This is a genomic window from Endozoicomonas sp. ALB115 (assembly GCF_049310245.1).
GTDB lineage: Bacteria > Pseudomonadota > Gammaproteobacteria > Pseudomonadales > Endozoicomonadaceae > Endozoicomonas.
This window is the reverse complement of record NZ_JBLYZG010000004.1, coordinates 117,497-133,634: the sequence shown is the minus strand read 5'-3', so window position 1 is coordinate 133,634 and position 16,138 is coordinate 117,497. Positions and strand designations below refer to the sequence as shown.

At 51.6% G+C, this 16,138-nt stretch carries 14 protein-coding genes; 7 read left to right on the top strand and 7 right to left on the bottom strand.

What is annotated here, in order from left to right:
• Nucleotides 1-65: 65 nt before the first annotated feature.
• Nucleotides 66-2,237, top strand: coding sequence for a bifunctional 23S rRNA (guanine(2069)-N(7))-methyltransferase RlmK/23S rRNA (guanine(2445)-N(2))-methyltransferase RlmL (gene rlmKL / locus ACO6VE_RS03370; protein ID WP_422445788.1), 2,172 nt, complete (start codon nucleotides 66-68; stop codon nucleotides 2,235-2,237).
• 117 nt (nucleotides 2,238-2,354) lie between these two features.
• Nucleotides 2,355-2,978, top strand: a complete 624-nt coding sequence (locus ACO6VE_RS03365; RefSeq protein WP_422459694.1) for a phosphoadenosine phosphosulfate reductase family protein — start codon at nucleotides 2,355-2,357, stop codon at nucleotides 2,976-2,978.
• A 245-nt stretch (nucleotides 2,979-3,223) separates the two neighbouring features.
• Here ACO6VE_RS03365 and ACO6VE_RS03360 read toward each other — a convergent pair whose 3' ends face one another.
• A complete protein-coding gene (locus ACO6VE_RS03360) occupies nucleotides 3,224-3,532 on the bottom strand; it encodes a BolA family protein (protein WP_420810395.1) in 309 nt (102 codons plus the stop codon).
• Between the two features lie 250 nt (nucleotides 3,533-3,782).
• Here ACO6VE_RS03360 and ACO6VE_RS03355 point away from each other — a divergent pair, with 250 nt between their 5' ends.
• Nucleotides 3,783-5,663, top strand: a complete 1,881-nt coding sequence (locus ACO6VE_RS03355; RefSeq protein ID WP_422459692.1) for a hypothetical protein — start codon at nucleotides 3,783-3,785, stop codon at nucleotides 5,661-5,663.
• On the opposite strand, the gene ACO6VE_RS03350 is transcribed toward ACO6VE_RS03355, so the two are convergent.
• Complete coding sequence (locus tag ACO6VE_RS03350; RefSeq protein ID WP_422459690.1) at nucleotides 5,664-6,206, bottom strand: 2Fe-2S iron-sulfur cluster-binding protein; 543 nt, start codon at nucleotides 6,204-6,206, stop codon at nucleotides 5,664-5,666.
• Between the two features lie 503 nt (nucleotides 6,207-6,709).
• On the opposite strand from ACO6VE_RS03350, the gene ACO6VE_RS03345 reads away from it, so the two are divergent.
• Nucleotides 6,710-8,230: a fumarate hydratase gene (locus ACO6VE_RS03345; RefSeq protein ID WP_422445780.1), complete on the top strand. Its 1,521-nt coding sequence runs from the start codon at nucleotides 6,710-6,712 to the stop codon at nucleotides 8,228-8,230.
• Between the two features lie 51 nt (nucleotides 8,231-8,281).
• Here ACO6VE_RS03345 and ACO6VE_RS03340 read toward each other — a convergent pair whose 3' ends face one another.
• Nucleotides 8,282-10,417, bottom strand: coding sequence for an ankyrin repeat domain-containing protein (locus tag ACO6VE_RS03340; protein ID WP_422445778.1), 2,136 nt, complete (start codon nucleotides 10,415-10,417; stop codon nucleotides 8,282-8,284).
• A gap of 74 nt (nucleotides 10,418-10,491) precedes the next feature.
• Entirely contained in the window at nucleotides 10,492-11,136 is a 645-nt protein-coding gene (locus ACO6VE_RS03335; RefSeq protein ID WP_422445776.1) for a TetR family transcriptional regulator, read from the bottom strand.
• Between ACO6VE_RS03335 and ACO6VE_RS03330 the strand changes: the two genes are divergently transcribed.
• Nucleotides 11,135-12,322 carry an MATE family efflux transporter gene (locus tag ACO6VE_RS03330; RefSeq protein WP_422445774.1) on the top strand — a complete coding sequence of 396 codons (1,188 nt, stop codon included), beginning with the start codon at nucleotides 11,135-11,137 and terminating at the stop codon, nucleotides 12,320-12,322. The genes ACO6VE_RS03335 and ACO6VE_RS03330 overlap by 2 nt on opposite strands.
• Nucleotides 12,323-12,460: 138 nt before the next feature.
• A complete protein-coding gene (locus ACO6VE_RS03325) occupies nucleotides 12,461-13,447 on the top strand; it encodes a J domain-containing protein (RefSeq protein WP_422459688.1) in 987 nt (328 codons plus the stop codon).
• A 19-nt stretch (nucleotides 13,448-13,466) separates the two neighbouring features.
• Here ACO6VE_RS03325 and ACO6VE_RS03320 read toward each other — a convergent pair whose 3' ends face one another.
• The 3 genes from ACO6VE_RS03320 to ACO6VE_RS03310 form a co-directional block, all read right to left on the bottom strand.
• Complete coding sequence (locus ACO6VE_RS03320; protein ID WP_422445770.1) at nucleotides 13,467-14,663, bottom strand: hypothetical protein; 1,197 nt, start codon at nucleotides 14,661-14,663, stop codon at nucleotides 13,467-13,469.
• A 274-nt stretch (nucleotides 14,664-14,937) separates the two neighbouring features.
• A complete protein-coding gene (locus ACO6VE_RS03315) occupies nucleotides 14,938-15,330 on the bottom strand; it encodes an IS66 family transposase (RefSeq protein WP_422445768.1) in 393 nt (130 codons plus the stop codon).
• 65 nt (nucleotides 15,331-15,395) lie between these two features.
• Nucleotides 15,396-15,608, bottom strand: coding sequence for a hypothetical protein (locus ACO6VE_RS03310; protein WP_422445766.1), 213 nt, complete (start codon nucleotides 15,606-15,608; stop codon nucleotides 15,396-15,398).
• 236 nt (nucleotides 15,609-15,844) lie between these two features.
• Here ACO6VE_RS03310 and ACO6VE_RS03305 point away from each other — a divergent pair, with 236 nt between their 5' ends.
• The gene (locus ACO6VE_RS03305; protein WP_422459686.1) at nucleotides 15,845-16,111 is read left to right on the top strand and encodes a hypothetical protein; all 267 of its coding nucleotides are present in this window, start codon (nucleotides 15,845-15,847) and stop codon (nucleotides 16,109-16,111) included.
• Nucleotides 16,112-16,138: the final 27 nt, after the last annotated feature.

Below are 16,138 nucleotides of genomic sequence, written 5' to 3'. Positions count from 1 at the left end.
AGAAAACATTGAGAATTTTTAGTTAAGAAGAGCTGTTTTTTAGCTTTTTTCAGGAATATGACGTTATGAGTACAACGATGTTGACTCTGTTTGCCAGTTGTCCCAAGGGGGTAGAATCCCTGCTGGCAGAAGAGCTGAAGGAACTGGGAGCCAGTGAAGTGGCGGAGACGGTTGCCGGAGTCAGCTTTGCCGGTCACCTTGAGTTGGCCTACAGGGCTTGCCTGTGGTCTCGTCTGGCCAGTCGGATTCTGCTGCGCATCGGCGAAGTGGATGCTTCTGACAAGCATTCGCTGTATCGGGGTGTGCAGTCGTTTGACTGGGATGATCATCTGGATCAGGGCTCCAGTTTTCGGATTGATTTCAATGGTTCGACACCGGATATCACCCATACCCGCTTTGGCTCCCAGTTGGTAAAGGATGCCATTGTTGATCAGCTGCGTGATCGTTATGGCTGGCGGCCATCTGTGGATAACAGCAAGCCGGATCTGCGGGTCAATGTGCACGCCAGAAGCGGCAGGGCATTTGTTGCCATTGACCTGTCAGGCCAGAGCCTGCATGAGCGCGGTTACCGCCTGGAAGCCGGTGAAGCACCCCTGAAAGAAAACCTGGCGGCAGCGATTTTGTACCGTGCCCGCTGGCCTGAACTGGCGAAACAGGGCAGCACACTGCTGGACCCTATGTGTGGTTCAGGCACCTTTCTGATTGAAGGTGCCATGATGGCGGCGGATATCGCGCCGGGATTGCTCAGGGCCCGTTTTGGCTTTGATAAGTGGATGGGGCATATTCCCAAAATCTGGTTGGCAGTACTGGAGGAAGCCCGTGCCCGTCGCACGGCTGGCCTGGCTGCGATTAAGACGACCATCGTCGGATATGAAGGTCTGCCAAAAATTGTCGGGAGAGCCAGGGCCAATATCCAGCGTGCCGGGCTGGGTAAGCTGATTACTGTCAAACAACAGGAGCTGGCCAGTCTGAAGGTTGACCCGGAGATTCCAGCCGGACTGGTGATTGCTAACCCACCCTATGGTGAGCGTATGGGTGATGAGGCCAGTCTCGTTTATCTCTACAAACACCTTGGCGAAAAAATCAAACAGCAGACGCCGGGTTGGCAGGCGGCGATCTTTACCTCTTCACAGGCGCTGGTCAGAAGTCTGGGCATGGGGCCGAAGAAAAGCTATACCCTGTTTAATGGTGCGCTCTCCTGCAAGCTGTTTCTCTATGATGTTCGTGAGCGACAGGCTGACCAGCCTGCTTCCGGGCAGAGCCGTGTGGACAGTGCGGCTAATACCTTATTCAAGGCCAGCACCGCCGGTGGTGAAATGTTTGCCAACCGCTTGAAGAAGAATCTGAAGCAGTTGGGTAAGTGGGCCAGGAAAGAGAGTGTCGACTGCTATCGCCTGTATGATGCGGATATGCCGGAGTATGCCGTTGCCGTCGATCTCTACAGGGATTGGGTTCATGTGCAGGAATACGCGGCACCGAAAAGCATTGATGAGACTAAGGCCCATCAGCGTCTGCTGGAAGCGCTGGAAGTGATTCCCGGTGTATTGGGTATTCCGGATAGTCATGTGGTCTTCAAGCGTCGTGAACGTCAGTCTGGCAAGCGGCAGTACGAAAAGCTTGAGCAGTCCGGTGATATGCTTGAGGTAAAAGAAGGGGATTGTCGTTTACTGGTGAACCTGAGGGACTATCTGGATACCGGACTGTTTCTGGATCACAGGAAAATGCGCCTGCGCATTGCCCGGGAGGCCGCAGGTAAAGATTTCCTGAACCTGTTCTGCTACACCGGAACGGCAACCGTTCATGCCGCCGTGGCCGGTGCGGCCAGTACCACCAGTGTCGATCTATCGAATACCTACCTTGGCTGGGCCAGAAAGAATCTGGCGCTCAATGGCCTGGTGGACCGCAAACACCGGTTGGAGCAGGCGGACTGCCTGCAGTGGCTGAAACAGGAGACACGGAACTATGATCTGATCTTTATGGATCCCCCTACCTTCTCAAACTCCAAGCGGCTGCGCGGGGTATTTGATGTGCAGGAAGCCCATGTTGAGTTGGTCGAGCGGGCAATGGCCAGGCTGAAACCGGGTGGGGTGCTCTATTTCTCCAACAACTTCCGACGTTTCCAGCTGGCCAAAGAACTGGAGCAGAAGTTCAGTGTTGAGGAGATCACTGCTACTACCATTGATCGGGATTTCCAGCGGAGACCGGGTATTCATCGTTGCTGGTGTATTCAGCGCTGAGTACTGAAGATGTGAGCATTTAATTCAGTAATATTTATAGTCCATATTAATCTTTGTGGTTATAAAGCCTCACTCTTATAGTGCATGCTGTTAAGTTATGGATTGATGGGGAAAATAATGAATCTGGAGATGATTAATCAGGATCTGTCGACTCTGAGCCCGCAGGCTATTATCCAGTGGGCCGTCCAGCGTGCTGAAAAACCTGTGCTGACCACCAACTTCGGGCCCCATGAAGCGGCCATTATCCATATGGCCACCCGGGTCAAGCCGGATATCCCGGTGGTCTGGATCGATTCGGGCTACGGTACTGACGCGACGTACCGCTTTGCTGATCAGCTGATTCGGCGTTTGCAGCTTAATATCCGGGTTTTTCACCCACAATACAGTCGTGGTTTTCGTGATGCCATTTACGGTGGTGTGCCGGAGGTTGATACCCCGGAACATGATGAGTTTACCCGGCAGGTAAAACTGGAGCCTTTTGCCCGTGCCATGGACGCATCAGCACCGGATTACTGGCTGACCGCCATCCGTAAGGATCAGACTGAATTCCGGCAAAACCTTGATGTGGTCAGTCTGACCAACAATGGCTATTACCGGGTGGCACCACTCCTTAACTGGACGGAACTCGATGTTGAGGAGTACCTGGTTACTCACGATCTGCCCATCGAGGAAGATTACTACGACCCGACAAAAGTATACGGACACCGGGAGTGTGGTTTGCATACTTCTGTGGCGGGTTAGGAACTGGCATTCGGCATTTCTGGTAAGGAATAGTCCTTGAATAATTTACACATTTCGGAGCCTCCGAACTCCGTTCGTCCTGAGCCTGTCGAAGGGCGTTAACTCCGAGGCATGATAGATTGTGCCAGGCACCCTTCGACTCCGCTCAGGATGAACGGAGAGTGAGTTCTGAAAGTCGGAATTATTTAAGGACAATTACTAAGCGCTTCCCGTTACCCGCCACCCGAAAGAGACAGGCCGCTTATTTACTTTTTACTGCCGCCCCGGCAATCCGGTGATGTCGGGGCGGTCTGGTTTCTTGTCTGCCACTCAACGGGGGTGTAAGTGTGTAGCGCCAGCGCATGAATCTGCTCTCGCAGTTCGTCAGCCAGCAGTCCATAGATCATCTGGTGCCGTTTGACCGGCATTTTCCCTTCAAATGCTTCACTGACAATCACTACCTTAAAGTGTGACTCTGAGCCCGGTGGCGTGTTGTGCAGATGGCTCTCATTGGTTACATCGATTAAGTCATTCTGTAAGGACTCATTCAGCTTATCGATGATATTTTCTTTCATTCCCATACATCACCTCTTCAGTCCCGGCCCGAACGACAAGGAGTTTGTCTTACCTGGCAATTTCTTTCTGGCACATTATAAGTAGCTAACCCTGTGAAATCATATATTTCTAACGCCTTGCACTGGTTTATGGATGATTTTTTTTCATGGTCTATGCTCATACCACCTTATTGCAGAAGCCCTCCGCTCAGTTGTTTTCAGGCTATACGGCGAAGTTCTCCTTTTACATGATATTAAAGGTGCAGGTCTTATGGGAAATCCGGATAAAGGTTTTGCTGGCAGAACAGTGAAGTCAGCCATAACCGTTCTGTCTGCTGCAGTGATTATTGCCGCCTCCTCAACCATCGCCCATGCGCAAAAGGCAGAAGCCTCCGATAAGGACAGCGACGATGGTGTGCCTCTCTATACGGTGCTGGCTGACGGGGAGTCCGGTGGCAAGCTCCAACAAAAAAGAAGGGCGAATATCAATCCACAAAACCTCAGTGTATCCAGGGATTTTAAATTCTATAACCAGGTTGCCGCCCTTGACCTTACCGACCCGGTGCAGGCAGAAACTTTTCTGAAGTTTATGGATATCCGGTTGGCAGAAAAGAACCTGAATGAAGAGGTGGTACTGGTCGGTAACAATGAGTCCGAAACCAGGGCAAAGGAAGTGGTGGTGCCGGTTGAGCAGACAGTAGTCACAGCAGAGCAGCAAAGAGCCTTAAAACCTGAGGTGGAAAATGAGACAGGTGTTGTACGTCAAATGCCTGTCAACACCGCCATTACCAGAGATTCAAAAGCACGGGTGGCAAAAGTTGTCAGGCCTGCAAAACTCGATAAGGGGAGGGAGCAGCAAGGGCCGCGTTCAGGGAGTGTACAGAAGGACAATAGCAAGGTCAGTGAGGCAAAGTCAGCACTGGTTAAAGAAAAGGACCAGGCAAGATTGGCCCGGGTAAATGAGGCCCGTCTGGCAAGGGAGCAGGCCAGAAAGAAAGCCGAAGAGCAGAGGCTGGCACGGGAAACGGAAGAGAAAGCCAAAGCGGAAGAGTTAAGGTTGGCTGAGGAACAGCGCAGGGCTAAGAGAAAAGCCAAAGCCGAAGAGTTGAGACTGGCTAAAGAAAAGCGAAAAGCAGAGGAAAAGGCCAAGGCCGAAGCGTTGAGAGCGGCTGAAGAAAAGCGGAAAGCGGAGGAAAAGGCCAAAGCCGAAGCCTTGAGAATGGCTGAAGAAAAACGGAAAGCAGAGGAAGAGAAAGCCAAAGTTGAAGCGTTGAGAGTGGCTGAAGAAAAACGCAAGGTAGAGGAAGAAAAAGCTAAAGCTGAATCGTTGAGACTGGCTGAAGAAAAACGAAAAACGGAAGAAAAAGCCAAAGCCGAAGCGTTGAGAGTGGCTGAGGAAAAGCGCAAAGCGGAAGAAAAGGCCAAAGCCGATGAGTTGAAAGTGGCTGAAGAAAAGCGGAAAGCAGAGGAAAAGGCCAGAGAAGAGAAAGTAGCCGAAAAGAAAAAGCACGAAGCTGCCCTGGTGCAACAGGAATCAGATAAAGCAAAACCATCCAAAGAGGCCGCTGTCAGCATTCTACCCAGCCGCCCTGTGGCGTATCAGATTGCAGCAGAACAGGATCCCGGCATCATCAACTTTGATCAGGCCATTACCCGCCGCTTCAAGGTGGCAGGCTCATACCTGGATAAAGGTGAACACGGCAATAATATCGTCAAGGATCATAGAGGCCGGGAGTTTATGAATGTTATGGCCTTCTGGGATGTGCTGGTGGAACACCGGGACAACGGTGAGCATTATTACTACGGCAGCATTCAGTTCCCCCTGGGCAGTCGCCATCCGGCCATTATTAAAAGTACGGTAACCGGTGATGAAATCGCGCTGGGGTGTAAGGCTGGTGAAGTTCTGGTATTGAAGGGCTTTGAGACAGAAGGGATTGATTATACCCATGGGCTGGTGGATGCCTACCTTGCCCACTCCGTGGTTATGCCAGATGGAACGATCGCCTTTCAGGAGGTGGTGCGTCAGCCTTCCTTCAGTCTGGTTAATGCAGAAACCGGCTGTATGTCCCGCGATATATTCTCAAGAAATCATGTGGATCCGGAAAGGATGGGGCATGACAAAACCCTTGATGCGTTACCGGTCAGAGAGTAATTAGCCATTCTTGATCACCATCAGGCGGTCGCCTGCTCTTGCCTCAGAGTGAATCCAGGCACTGAATGGGCTGCCCCCTGCGGAGCGAGCAATAATGCACTCCAGTGTTTGTGACTCGTCGTTGACGCCGGTAACCGGGTAAGTGGCTTCAAAGCCTTCATTGGATACCAGGGTAATATGTTCGCCAATGGCAACCTCGAAAGGCAGGCGGGTGGATAACTTGATGATGACTTCCGTTGAGCTGAGTGACGTCAGCTCAGTAAGAATGCCGGGTACTTCATCCCGGGTAGGCAGTGCCAGGCTTAAATTACCAGTTACTTTGGTCTGACAGGCGAGAATATAGCCTTTTTTGATTTGCTCAGCAGTCAGTAACGACTGGGCTTCTGTCGGTACAAGCCCCGCTGTCACCCGAAGCATGCAGGAGTGACAGACCCCGGCCCGACAGGACCAGGGTGCCCTGGCATGCTGGCGCAGTAATCCATCCAGAAGGTTCTCGTTCTCATCCATCGGGTAACTGTTGCCCTGAAATTGAATCTTCGGCACGGAAAAAAACCTGATATGTTGCACAGTGAATTTGGTGTGCAAGTTTACAACCTGCAATCGATAATACCAGTTGTACTCATAGTACATGGTTTCAATGAGTTTGACGGGTTGTCGTGCCTCCGCACTCCGTTCGTCCTGAGTGCTGAGCTTGTCGAAGCATCGAAGGACCCATAGGGCCTAAAGGCGGAAACTCCGGACTCTGATAGATCGTGCCAAGCACCCTTCGACTCCGCTCAGGGTGAACGGAGATCGTACACGTCAGCCTCCTAGGAGCCTGTCGGACTTAAGCGTCCGTAGCGACGCTTTTTGAGAAAACTTTACCTCTCCTGCGGTTAATCAATGTTATTAGCTTTTGGCGTTGGTATAATCCCCGTCAAAATAAGATGAGGTTTGCCTGCCGTTAAAACTGTGCAAATGGGCATAATGCTCTCAGTTTATTGCACAGGTTCAAATCGGCAAGGTCGGATTGCGGAATAAAATCGTAGAACAAGGGGTGAAAACCAATGAATGTTGTGATTCGGGAAGATGATTTAATTCTGAGTGTGGCGGACGCACTGCAGTTTATTTCCTACTATCATCCCATTGATTTTATTGATGCGGTTTATCAGGCCTACCAGAAAGAAGAGTCCAGGGCGGCGAAAGATGCCATGGCTCAGATTCTGGTGAACTCCAGAATGTGCGCCATGGGCAAGCGTCCTATCTGCCAGGATACCGGTATCGTTACTGTTTTTGTCCGTGTGGGTATGAATGTACGTTTTGATACTGACCGCTCCATTGAAGACCTGATCAACGAAGGTGTTCGCCGGGCCTATACCCATCCGGACAACGTACTCCGTGCTTCCGTCCTGGCCGATCCTGCCGGTGCCCGCACAAACACCAGAGACAACACGCCAGCGGTTATCCATATGACCCTGGTGCCGGGAGACACCGTTGAGGTGGAACTGGCTGCCAAAGGTGGTGGCTCTGAAAACAAATCCAAAATGGTTATGCTCAACCCATCCGACAGCATTGTTGAGTGGGTGAAAAAGACGGTACCGACCATGGGGGCTGGCTGGTGTCCTCCCGGCATGTTGGGTATCGGTATTGGCGGTACCGCTGAAAAAGCCATGCTGATGGCCAAAGAAGCCTTGATGGAACCCATCGACATTCATGAACTCCGTGCCCGTGGTCCGCAGAACCGGGTGGAAGAGCTGCGTCTGGAGATTATGGATGAAGTGAACAAGCTGGGCATCGGTGCCCAGGGCCTGGGTGGTTTGACCACCGTGCTGGATATCAAAATCAAGGATTACCCCACCCACGCCGCTTCTCTGCCTGTGGCCATGATTCCCAACTGTGCCGCCACTCGCCATGCCCACTTTACCTTGAACGGCAATGGTCCGGTATATCAGAAAGCACCGAATATTGATGACTACCCGGAAGTCAGCCTGGATATGGGCGAAGGGGTGCGCAAGGTCAATGTCGACAATCTGAGCCACGATGACATCAAAAGCTGGCAGCCAGGTGATACTGTGCTGCTGTCTGGCAAGATTCTCACCGGTCGGGATGCCGCCCATAAACGCATGGTGGATATGATCTCCAAAGGGGAAGAGCTGCCGGTTGATCTGAAAGGGCGCTTTATCTACTACGTAGGCCCCGTTGACCCTGTGCGTGATGAAGCCGTTGGCCCGGCTGGCCCAACCACCTCAACCCGTATGGATAAGTTTACCCGCACCATGCTGGAGAGCACCGGTCTTGCCGGTATGATCGGTAAGGCAGAGCGCGGCCCGGCAGCCATTGAGGCTATCAGGGATAATGAGTCTGTTTACCTGATCGCCGTCGGTGGTGCCGCTTACCTGGTCTCCCAGGCGGTGAAAAAGGCGGAAGTGCTGGCCTTCCCTGAACTGGGAATGGAAGCGATCTACGAATTTGAAGTGGAAGATATGCCGGTGACGGTAGCGGTAGACTGCCGTGGCGAATCGGTACACAACACAGGTCCGCAGATCTGGAAAAAGAAGATCGAAGAGCAGGTGCTGAAGATTCAATAAGCCAGACAATCCCCGCCCTGCCATTACTGGCAGGGCTGCAGGGGAAATTTTTCATTCAGGCGTACATTTCAGAAGTTCTTTTTTCAACAAATAAGGCAAGTTGAAAGAGGACATTGTTTGTTTATCAAACGCAGCCCTCAGCCTTCTCTTGCACAAAGTTTGCAGACCGGGAGGCTTTTCCAGAGGGTCGTAGCCTAATTTCTGAGTGACTGTTCGGATAACATCCGGTGTCGAGCTTCTTTGAGGACAGCCGCCGTGCTGGAGCAGGTCAAAAGCAATTTCATAAAACCTGTTTTCGTTGGCCCAGAACAGGGGGGTACCTTTACCCTGGTCACGGCTATGAACATCTGCCTTATGCTGCAACAATAACTTCACCACCTGGTTATGTCCTTGAGCTGCTGCCAGCGTCAAGGGCGTATACTTTCCAGTGGTCCTGCCGTGAACATCGGCCCCTGATTGCAACAGTAGTTCAACAAATTTAATTCGCCCGGATTGGGCCGCAATAGCCAGCGAAGTGCATGGAAAGGTATCACAATCGATGCAGTCAGGATTGGCTCCCGATTGCAACAGAAGTTTCACTAACTCCATATCCCACTTGGCGATGGCCGCTGAAAGTGGTGGAAATGTTCGGTTTTTAAGGCCGTTTACATCATTCGCATTATGCTGCAACAGCAATTTCACGATCTCGATGGGGGCTTTTTCAACAGCCAGTCTCAGCAGGCCTTTCCACGGGCCTTGCCATTGTGCACTATGTTCCAATAACAGCTTGACTACGTGAACATGCCCGTGCATGACCGCTTTGCTCAGGGAATTCTCCCCATAGCTGTTGTCACAGCTTTGAATGTTGGCTCCATAACTCAGCAGTAGCCTGACAATCTCAGTATATCCCCTGACCGCAGCCTTTCGCAGTGGTGTCCCACTTCCGGACGTTTGGCTATTAACGTCGGCCCCTCTATTTAGCAGCAGGCTTATCGCCCCAATCTGGCCATACTCTGCCGCCAGAGTGAGGGGCGTTGCTGCTCCGCTGGTATGGCTGTGAATATCTGCGCCGTGCTCCAGCAACAGGCTGATCGCTTCAACCTGCCCATATTTTGCCGCCTGAGCCAGGGGCGTTTCCTCTCCTCGGGTATGGCTGTAAATATCCGCGCCGTGCTTCAGCAACAGGCTTATCGCGCCAACTTGTCCATATTTTGCCGCCTGGGCCAGTGGCGTTTCCTCCCCGCTGGCATGGCTGTGAATATCCGCGCCATGCTCCAGCAACAGGCTTATCGCGCCAACCTGTCCCCGCCGGGCAGCCTGGGACAGTGGTGTTTCCCCTCCGCAGACATGGCTGTGAACATCCGCACCATGGGCCAGCAACAGGCTTATCGCCTTAATCTGTCCACGCTTGGCAGCCTGAGACAGCGGTGATTCCGCTGCGTGGGCATAGTAGTAGATATCCGTGTCATATCTCCGCCAGACAGCCATGGGGCGCAGTATTTTCCCCGCGCGGACATGGCGGTCAATATCCGCGCCATGCTCCAGCAGCAGGCTTATCGCCTCAACCTGTCCCCACCTGGCAGCCTGGGTCAGGGGAGTCCGTAAGCCGATGGTATTGCCGTTAACGTTTGCCCGGTAATCCAGCAACAGCTGCATTACTTTGATGTTACCCCGGCCAGCAGCCGTAGCCAGTGGTGTCAGGCCCTTGGCATCGCAGTGGTCAACAGGTGCCCCGGACTCCAACAGCAACCGGGTTATGTCAGATAACCCGTATATGGCAGCCCGGCTTAATGGAGTAAGCCTGGAGGGGGACTGGCAGGCAGGTCGCTTGAGCAATTGTTCGTTGCTGCCATCAACCTCTGCACCATTTTGCAGTTGCCACGCCACCATCCTGATATCACCGGACTCAACGGCGCAATTCAGTGGGAGTATGTTGGCAGAGTAGGCACCCACACAACGGTTGTCGTCGGTAACAGCCAGGCCGTTGGTCCTGACTCCGGACTGCATTGCCACAGACCGTTTGCGACCATTGGGTGGTGGTAATCCATTGCGATCGGATGTTGCCAGATCGCCGGGGCCAGAGCTTGGGGGAATCTGTTTTGCACAAGCCGATAAAGCAGTGTCGACTAATGCCTTTGACGCCGCTGAATTTTCAGCAGCACCGGTTGGTGGCCAGCCAGGATAGCCCCTGGCATTAAGTGGTTGCATGGTAATTACCATCAGTCCGAATATGTTTCAGGATCCTTAGAGCAATCACCCTGAAAAAGGTTCCGGCCTGTTACTCACCAGGCGACAGTTGCCTGATTGCTGGTACTTACGCGCATCTTGCCAACCCCGGGATCTTTTATGCCCAGTGTCAGCCGGATATCGTTGATCACCAACTCATCGATGGCCGTAAGATTGAGGCTGCTATCACCAAGGTAGGAATAATTGGACAGTGTGAAGCTGGTGGCCATTAACTTCCAGGCGCATTGTCGGCTATCCAGGGCTGGATCAAACAATCCTTGTTTTTGGCCGAGGGTAATCACACCTCCAATCAGGTCTGTCAGGCTGACCATGGACTCACAATAGACCGTTTTCAGCTGTTCATTGCGCCACATTTCATCGGCAGCACTGAGCCACACCCGGTTTTCAAACTCACGGTCCGGGAAGTTTGATGGCAGTAACATCTGCAGCAGGGCTTCGTAGGGTGGTAATCCCTTAATGGCCTCCAGGTCGGAGTCAACGGATGATGATATGGCATAACGGATTACTTCGGTTTTCAACTCATCCAGCGACGAAAAGTGATGGTGGATGGTTCCCGTAGCGGCACCCATTTCGGCGGCAACCTTGCGGGCAGTTATGCCGGCAAAGCCACAGGACACCACCAGGGAGAGGGTGGCCTCCAGAATAGCTTTGCGTTTTTCATCCTTTGGCCTGTGTGTCATGATGCTGGTAGGTGGTGCGGTGGTTGCCGGTAAAGCCCTGGGGGCCGGAGATACACGCAGGGCGTCCAATATTTTTACCAAATCCCTGACGGTGATTGTTATCTTTGCCCTCACTGTGTCCAGCCTGGCACACTTTTTCGCCGGGGATATCGCGGCTTTTGTGGGAGCCGACGAGGAAGCACTGCCTTTGACCACGGAATATATCCGTATAATTTCGCCTTTTATGTTGTTCATGGGGCTGGCTTACACCTTATCGTATTTTGCCCGGGTTGATGATGCGCCAAATTATGCCCTGGCCGGGCTGGTGCTTACCGCCTTCACGAACATTGTACTGGATGCGTTGTTTATCAAAATGTGGGGCTGGGGTGTCAGTGGCGCAGCATTTGCCAGTGGTATCGCTTATACGCTGGGTACTGCGTTTCTGATGGTACGTTTCTTTGGCAGGCAGGCCCGCATTCGGTTGATTAAACCCTATGGTTCCTGGTCTGAGTTGTTCCGGGCTGCTTACAATGGCTTTTCCGAGTTTATAAATGAGATGTCCGGTGGACTGCTCATGTTCGTTATTAACTGGATTCTGATTATTGAAGCAGGCACTACCGGCGTTGCCGCCTTTACCATTGTCAATTATATCCTGTGGCTCAGCATCATGGTGGCATACGGCACTGCAGAAGCCCTGGGGCCTCTTGTCAGCGTTAACTTCGGTGCCAGAAAGCCAGAGCGTATTGTCAGCTTTGTGAGACTGGCTGTTGGTCTTGCCATTATGGTGGGTATTACCTTTGCGATGGCTCTGCTGGTTTATCCTGAGGAGCTGGCCAGTGTCTTTATTCAGAGTGACGAAGTGGCCACGCTGGCGCTGACCATGTCGATCATTGCCGTCATCTGGCCGACGTTTCTGTTTAACGGTATCAACATTACCCTGTCCGGCTATTTTACCGGTATGCATGCGGCTACCCAGTCCGCCCTGATTGCTGTCAGTCGTTCTCTGGTATTGCCCTTGGTGCTGATCATTCTATTCTGGAAAACCCTGGGGCTTGAAGGTGCCTTTCTTGCCCTGCCGGTGGCCGAACTACTGACGTTTGCCCTCAGTGTCACGCTGTTTTACCGGGCAACACCTGAAATGATGGTGGGTAAAGATGTGGCATCAGCGAATAATAAAGTGGGCAACTCAGGAGTCTGTCGTACTTAATACTGACGTTGTGTTTTGTTTCCAGAACCCACTGTGGTGCTTGCCTGTGGGCAGCCTTCCGAAAGGCTGCCTGAATTAAAACTGCCAACCGTTGCTCCGATAACCTGACTAAATATCACTGGGAAAAGGAAACAATTGATGGATGGCATGAATGGCATTGGCGGGCTACATAGTGTTTACCATCTGGCAGGTAAACCCCAAGGTCAGGAGACGGCATCCGGGAAAAAGTTCGGACGAAAAGTCAGTAAAACGGATCCGGTCCCTAAAAGGGATCTTCTTCCCAAACAATACCGTAACAAAAAAATAGCTGGCTACGTGATAAATGGCGTGGTTATCCAGCCAGTCAATAAGAGTGGCATGATTAACCAGCCAACCAGTACAGCAATTCTTCGGCTGCAGTGGTTTAACTGGGCTACCCACCAATTCCAAGGCAAAGGTTATGCCCCCTCTGTTGCCAGAGTTATGGCAGAACGGGTGTTAACCCAGTGCGGCTATGATTATCGCTCGGTGGAAATCATGGTTAACACCACGCCATTGACCCCACAGTCTGCCTTTCGAGAACTGCAGCGGCAAAATTATCAATGGGCAATGGGGCAATTCACCGCCAAAGGCTACCGCCCGGACCGGTCCCATGAAGCCATTGTTAATGCGCTGAACATCGCTGGCTCAGACCTGAACCGGTTTCAGCAGTGGGTTTCTGATGCTCCTCATGCTCAAAGTGATAAAAATGCCAACACACTGCGCCCCTGGATGATTGAACAAATTGAGAAAAAAGGCTTTTCCCCGGAGGAAGCACGGGCAGTAGTGGATAACCTGATCAGAGAGTCCGATGGCAACGTAGATTATCTGCGCCAGTCGGTTGGGAAAATTCACCCAAAAGGTGCCCCGCGCAAACTCTCTGCAGAGCAGATGGTCCAAAAGAATCGACAGTCACTTAATGTATTGGGGTTGACGGAAGGTGCCAGCCTGAATGATGTAAAAAAAGCCTACCGGAAACTGGCACTAAGGTGTCATCCTGATAAAAACCCTGGGAACGTTGATGAGAGTAACAAGACTTTTCAAATAATTACTGAGGCAAACAGGCACCTGATCGAAGATTCAGATTTGTTCAAAGGTCAAAGCTGATAGCGCCCTGGTGGGGGAATTAATTCAGCAGAGCATCCATTTGAGTCGATTCCCACAAACTGAACGCTGTCTCGTCTCGTTTCAGGAAGGCGATATGAAGATCACCCATCATCTTATCCCGATTGTATTTTAGCTCGTTTGCTTTGTGCATCGCCTCTTCCCACTCAAGCTGGTCCAGACGGGCACCCAGATCAAACAGGTCGTTAGCATAGTCAATAACGCAATCGTAAAGGGTGTTAGAGCAGGAACTGTTTCTCCCCAGGACTTCCTTCAGGGCTTTGGGCAGTTCTTCTGGTGTCAGGGAGCCATTTCTGTTTTTCAGGGAGCGAAAGAGCTTACTGCCTTCATCACTGTTGAGCGTCAGGGTGATTCTCATAATAATGGACTTTTGTTCCATATCCAGATCATTGCAAGCGGCATCAAGCAGGCGATGGGAGGATGGGTCGGACGCTATTCCCTGCAAGAGCGTGATATATCCCATGCTGACTTCATCTTCAGAATTGAATATTGGTTGCATGATCCCGGACAACTGTTCACTGGGAATGGTCTCTGCGATCTGAACCAGTAATTTGATATGGTCTTCCTGAATCAGACGGCGATGGTTGCTTGGATCGCCGTCATCACTTTCAATTGATTGCAGCAAAACGATCAGAGCCTGATGCAGTTCTTCCGGCGAGAGGCTGACACCCATTTGCCATAAGGCGGTGGCATGTCTGGGCATAACCGGGTACATACCCATTGGCTTTGTAAGTGAATAGGGCAAAATCTGCAGGGCAATATGCTTCATGCATTCGTAACAAGACGCCTCATAGTCAGTAATCCCAAGAGCTTTTTTCAAGGCCCGGGACCGTTCTTCAAGAGGCAAAATAGCACCTTTACCCATCAGGTCCTGAATTACTGCGGCCGCCATCTGATCGTCTATGCTGAGGGCAACTCTCAGGTCATGGTATTGGTTTTCCCGGAGTTTGGAAATTTCATTGGCCAGGGTAACAGGAGAAAGATTTCGTGAATCAACGACTTTCTTGCATACCGGGCATTGTGCGGGATCTTCTGGAATCGTCCGATGCTCAGGCCTTCTTTGCACCAGATTGGCTTTTCTGCCCTGAAAACAAGACTCCTGACAGGATGGACAAATAATCACATCCCCTGAATCCGGGTGCTTGAGAGGCACTGAGGAAGGAAATGGTATACCAGGCGTGGAAGCTAAATTATCCATAATTGGGTTTCTCAAGACCAGATTGTGTATTTGGTGGAGAAATCGTTTTTTTCATTCCAACGTATTCATCTGGTGTGTTTGTTTCATTAATAAAAAACAAGGGAATACTGAGGCAGCTTGATACTGACTCTTATGACAGCGATTAAATTACAAAGTTCAGGAAACAGTTGGTTGGATATGAACAGATCCGTAAGTAACTATTCGCTAATACCGGCCACGCAAGTACACCACGCAGGGATACCCCGCCCCATAAGACCTTCAGACTGGATTGACATTAGCTGTCAGGCGGGTCATGGATTCGTAATTCGTTGAGGCGACTTTCATCCATCAGCCAAATCCACTGGCTTAAATCTACTGGCGGTTGCCGGTCATTGGCAATGCAAGCTTCAAGATAACCTGTCAGCCACAGTTTCTGATTTATTTTCCAGAGCTTAAGGGGCGTCAGAACAGTAAAGAGCCACGCAGCCAGTTCTGTACTCCACTCACTTCCGCTACCGTAGTAGTTTTTTCTTCCAACCACCGGGCCGCGTAATGTCTGCTCAGCGATATGGTTGTCCATAGGAACATCCGGATTCTGAATAAACCGGACAAGCCCTTCCCAATGATTTGCCAGGCTCTCGATCTCTCCCCAGCGAGCACCGGTAGACAGACAAATCTGAGTGAACAAACCTGATGAGTCAACTCCACGCCAACGAACCCAGCCGCAATGCCCACCTGTCTCTGAAGAAGATACTATTGCTCCTGGGGACATTCCAGAGGGTTCTGTTCGGCACGGTCGGGAGCCCTATACCGTTCAGGAGCTGGTATTCGGGTTAAGACCATTCGATACTGGCTTGAACAATGGTTGACCCCGGAGGGAAAGCCATCAGTGGCAAACCGCCAGCCAATCTGCATGGTCATCACTTTGGCCCACAGCTTCAGGCTTATGCGTTGGTCCAGCATCATGGCTGCGCCGTTACCCAGCCTCAATTACTGGAACTACTCTGGGATATCTACCTTAGTGAAAGCCAGATCAGGGAGCATGTAAAACGGAGGAAAATCAGCGGCGGGACGCGAAGCGATGCAGGACGGCAAAGTCGCGACACCTTTGCCCCTGAGACTTGCTTGCATGGGTTGGCGGGAGGTTCGTCCTCCCATCTTTTATGACCAGGGATGGTCGGTATACTGGCAATGCAAGGGCAATGCAGGCAAGCGTTGATATCCATACCGTTCGCACTGAGCGAAGTCGAAGTGCGGTGCTCCCATCCTTCGACTCCGCTCAGGAAGAACGGGGTGTAAGGGTATTAGTGTGCATCAACCTCCAGACGGGACTGTTCAGCCCTGGAGTTCTCCTGCTGAGTCTGTTGTTTCTGTCAGCAGTAAAAGCCACTGCGCCCCACTTGCACCACTTCGCAGAGTACCTGCACCGGATAGATCACCTTCTCCTTATCTACCTTGTCATCAACTGAACTATTGTGCTTAACGAGGTGTCCTAA

What these genes read in the sequence shown, in the direction of transcription:
- rlmKL (WP_422445788.1), top strand. Translation starts at nt 66, where the DNA reads ATGAGTACAACGATGTTGACTCTGTTTGCCAGTTGTCCCAAGGGGGTA.
- ACO6VE_RS03365 (WP_422459694.1), top strand. Translation starts at nt 2,355, where the DNA reads ATGAATCTGGAGATGATTAATCAGGATCTGTCGACTCTGAGCCCGCAG.
- ACO6VE_RS03360 (WP_420810395.1), bottom strand. Translation starts at nt 3,532, where the DNA reads ATGAAAGAAAATATCATCGATAAGCTGAATGAGTCCTTACAGAATGAC.
- ACO6VE_RS03355 (WP_422459692.1), top strand. Translation starts at nt 3,783, where the DNA reads ATGGGAAATCCGGATAAAGGTTTTGCTGGCAGAACAGTGAAGTCAGCC.
- ACO6VE_RS03345 (WP_422445780.1), top strand. Translation starts at nt 6,710, where the DNA reads ATGAATGTTGTGATTCGGGAAGATGATTTAATTCTGAGTGTGGCGGAC.
- ACO6VE_RS03340 (WP_422445778.1), bottom strand. Translation starts at nt 10,417, where the DNA reads ATGCAACCACTTAATGCCAGGGGCTATCCTGGCTGGCCACCAACCGGT.
- ACO6VE_RS03330 (WP_422445774.1), top strand. Translation starts at nt 11,135, where the DNA reads ATGATGCTGGTAGGTGGTGCGGTGGTTGCCGGTAAAGCCCTGGGGGCC.
- ACO6VE_RS03335 (WP_422445776.1), bottom strand. Translation starts at nt 11,136, where the DNA reads ATGACACACAGGCCAAAGGATGAAAAACGCAAAGCTATTCTGGAGGCC.
- ACO6VE_RS03325 (WP_422459688.1), top strand. Translation starts at nt 12,461, where the DNA reads ATGGATGGCATGAATGGCATTGGCGGGCTACATAGTGTTTACCATCTG.
- ACO6VE_RS03320 (WP_422445770.1), bottom strand. Translation starts at nt 14,663, where the DNA reads ATGGATAATTTAGCTTCCACGCCTGGTATACCATTTCCTTCCTCAGTG.
- ACO6VE_RS03310 (WP_422445766.1), bottom strand. Translation starts at nt 15,608, where the DNA reads ATGATGCTGGACCAACGCATAAGCCTGAAGCTGTGGGCCAAAGTGATG.
- ACO6VE_RS03305 (WP_422459686.1), top strand. Translation starts at nt 15,845, where the DNA reads ATGCAGGCAAGCGTTGATATCCATACCGTTCGCACTGAGCGAAGTCGA.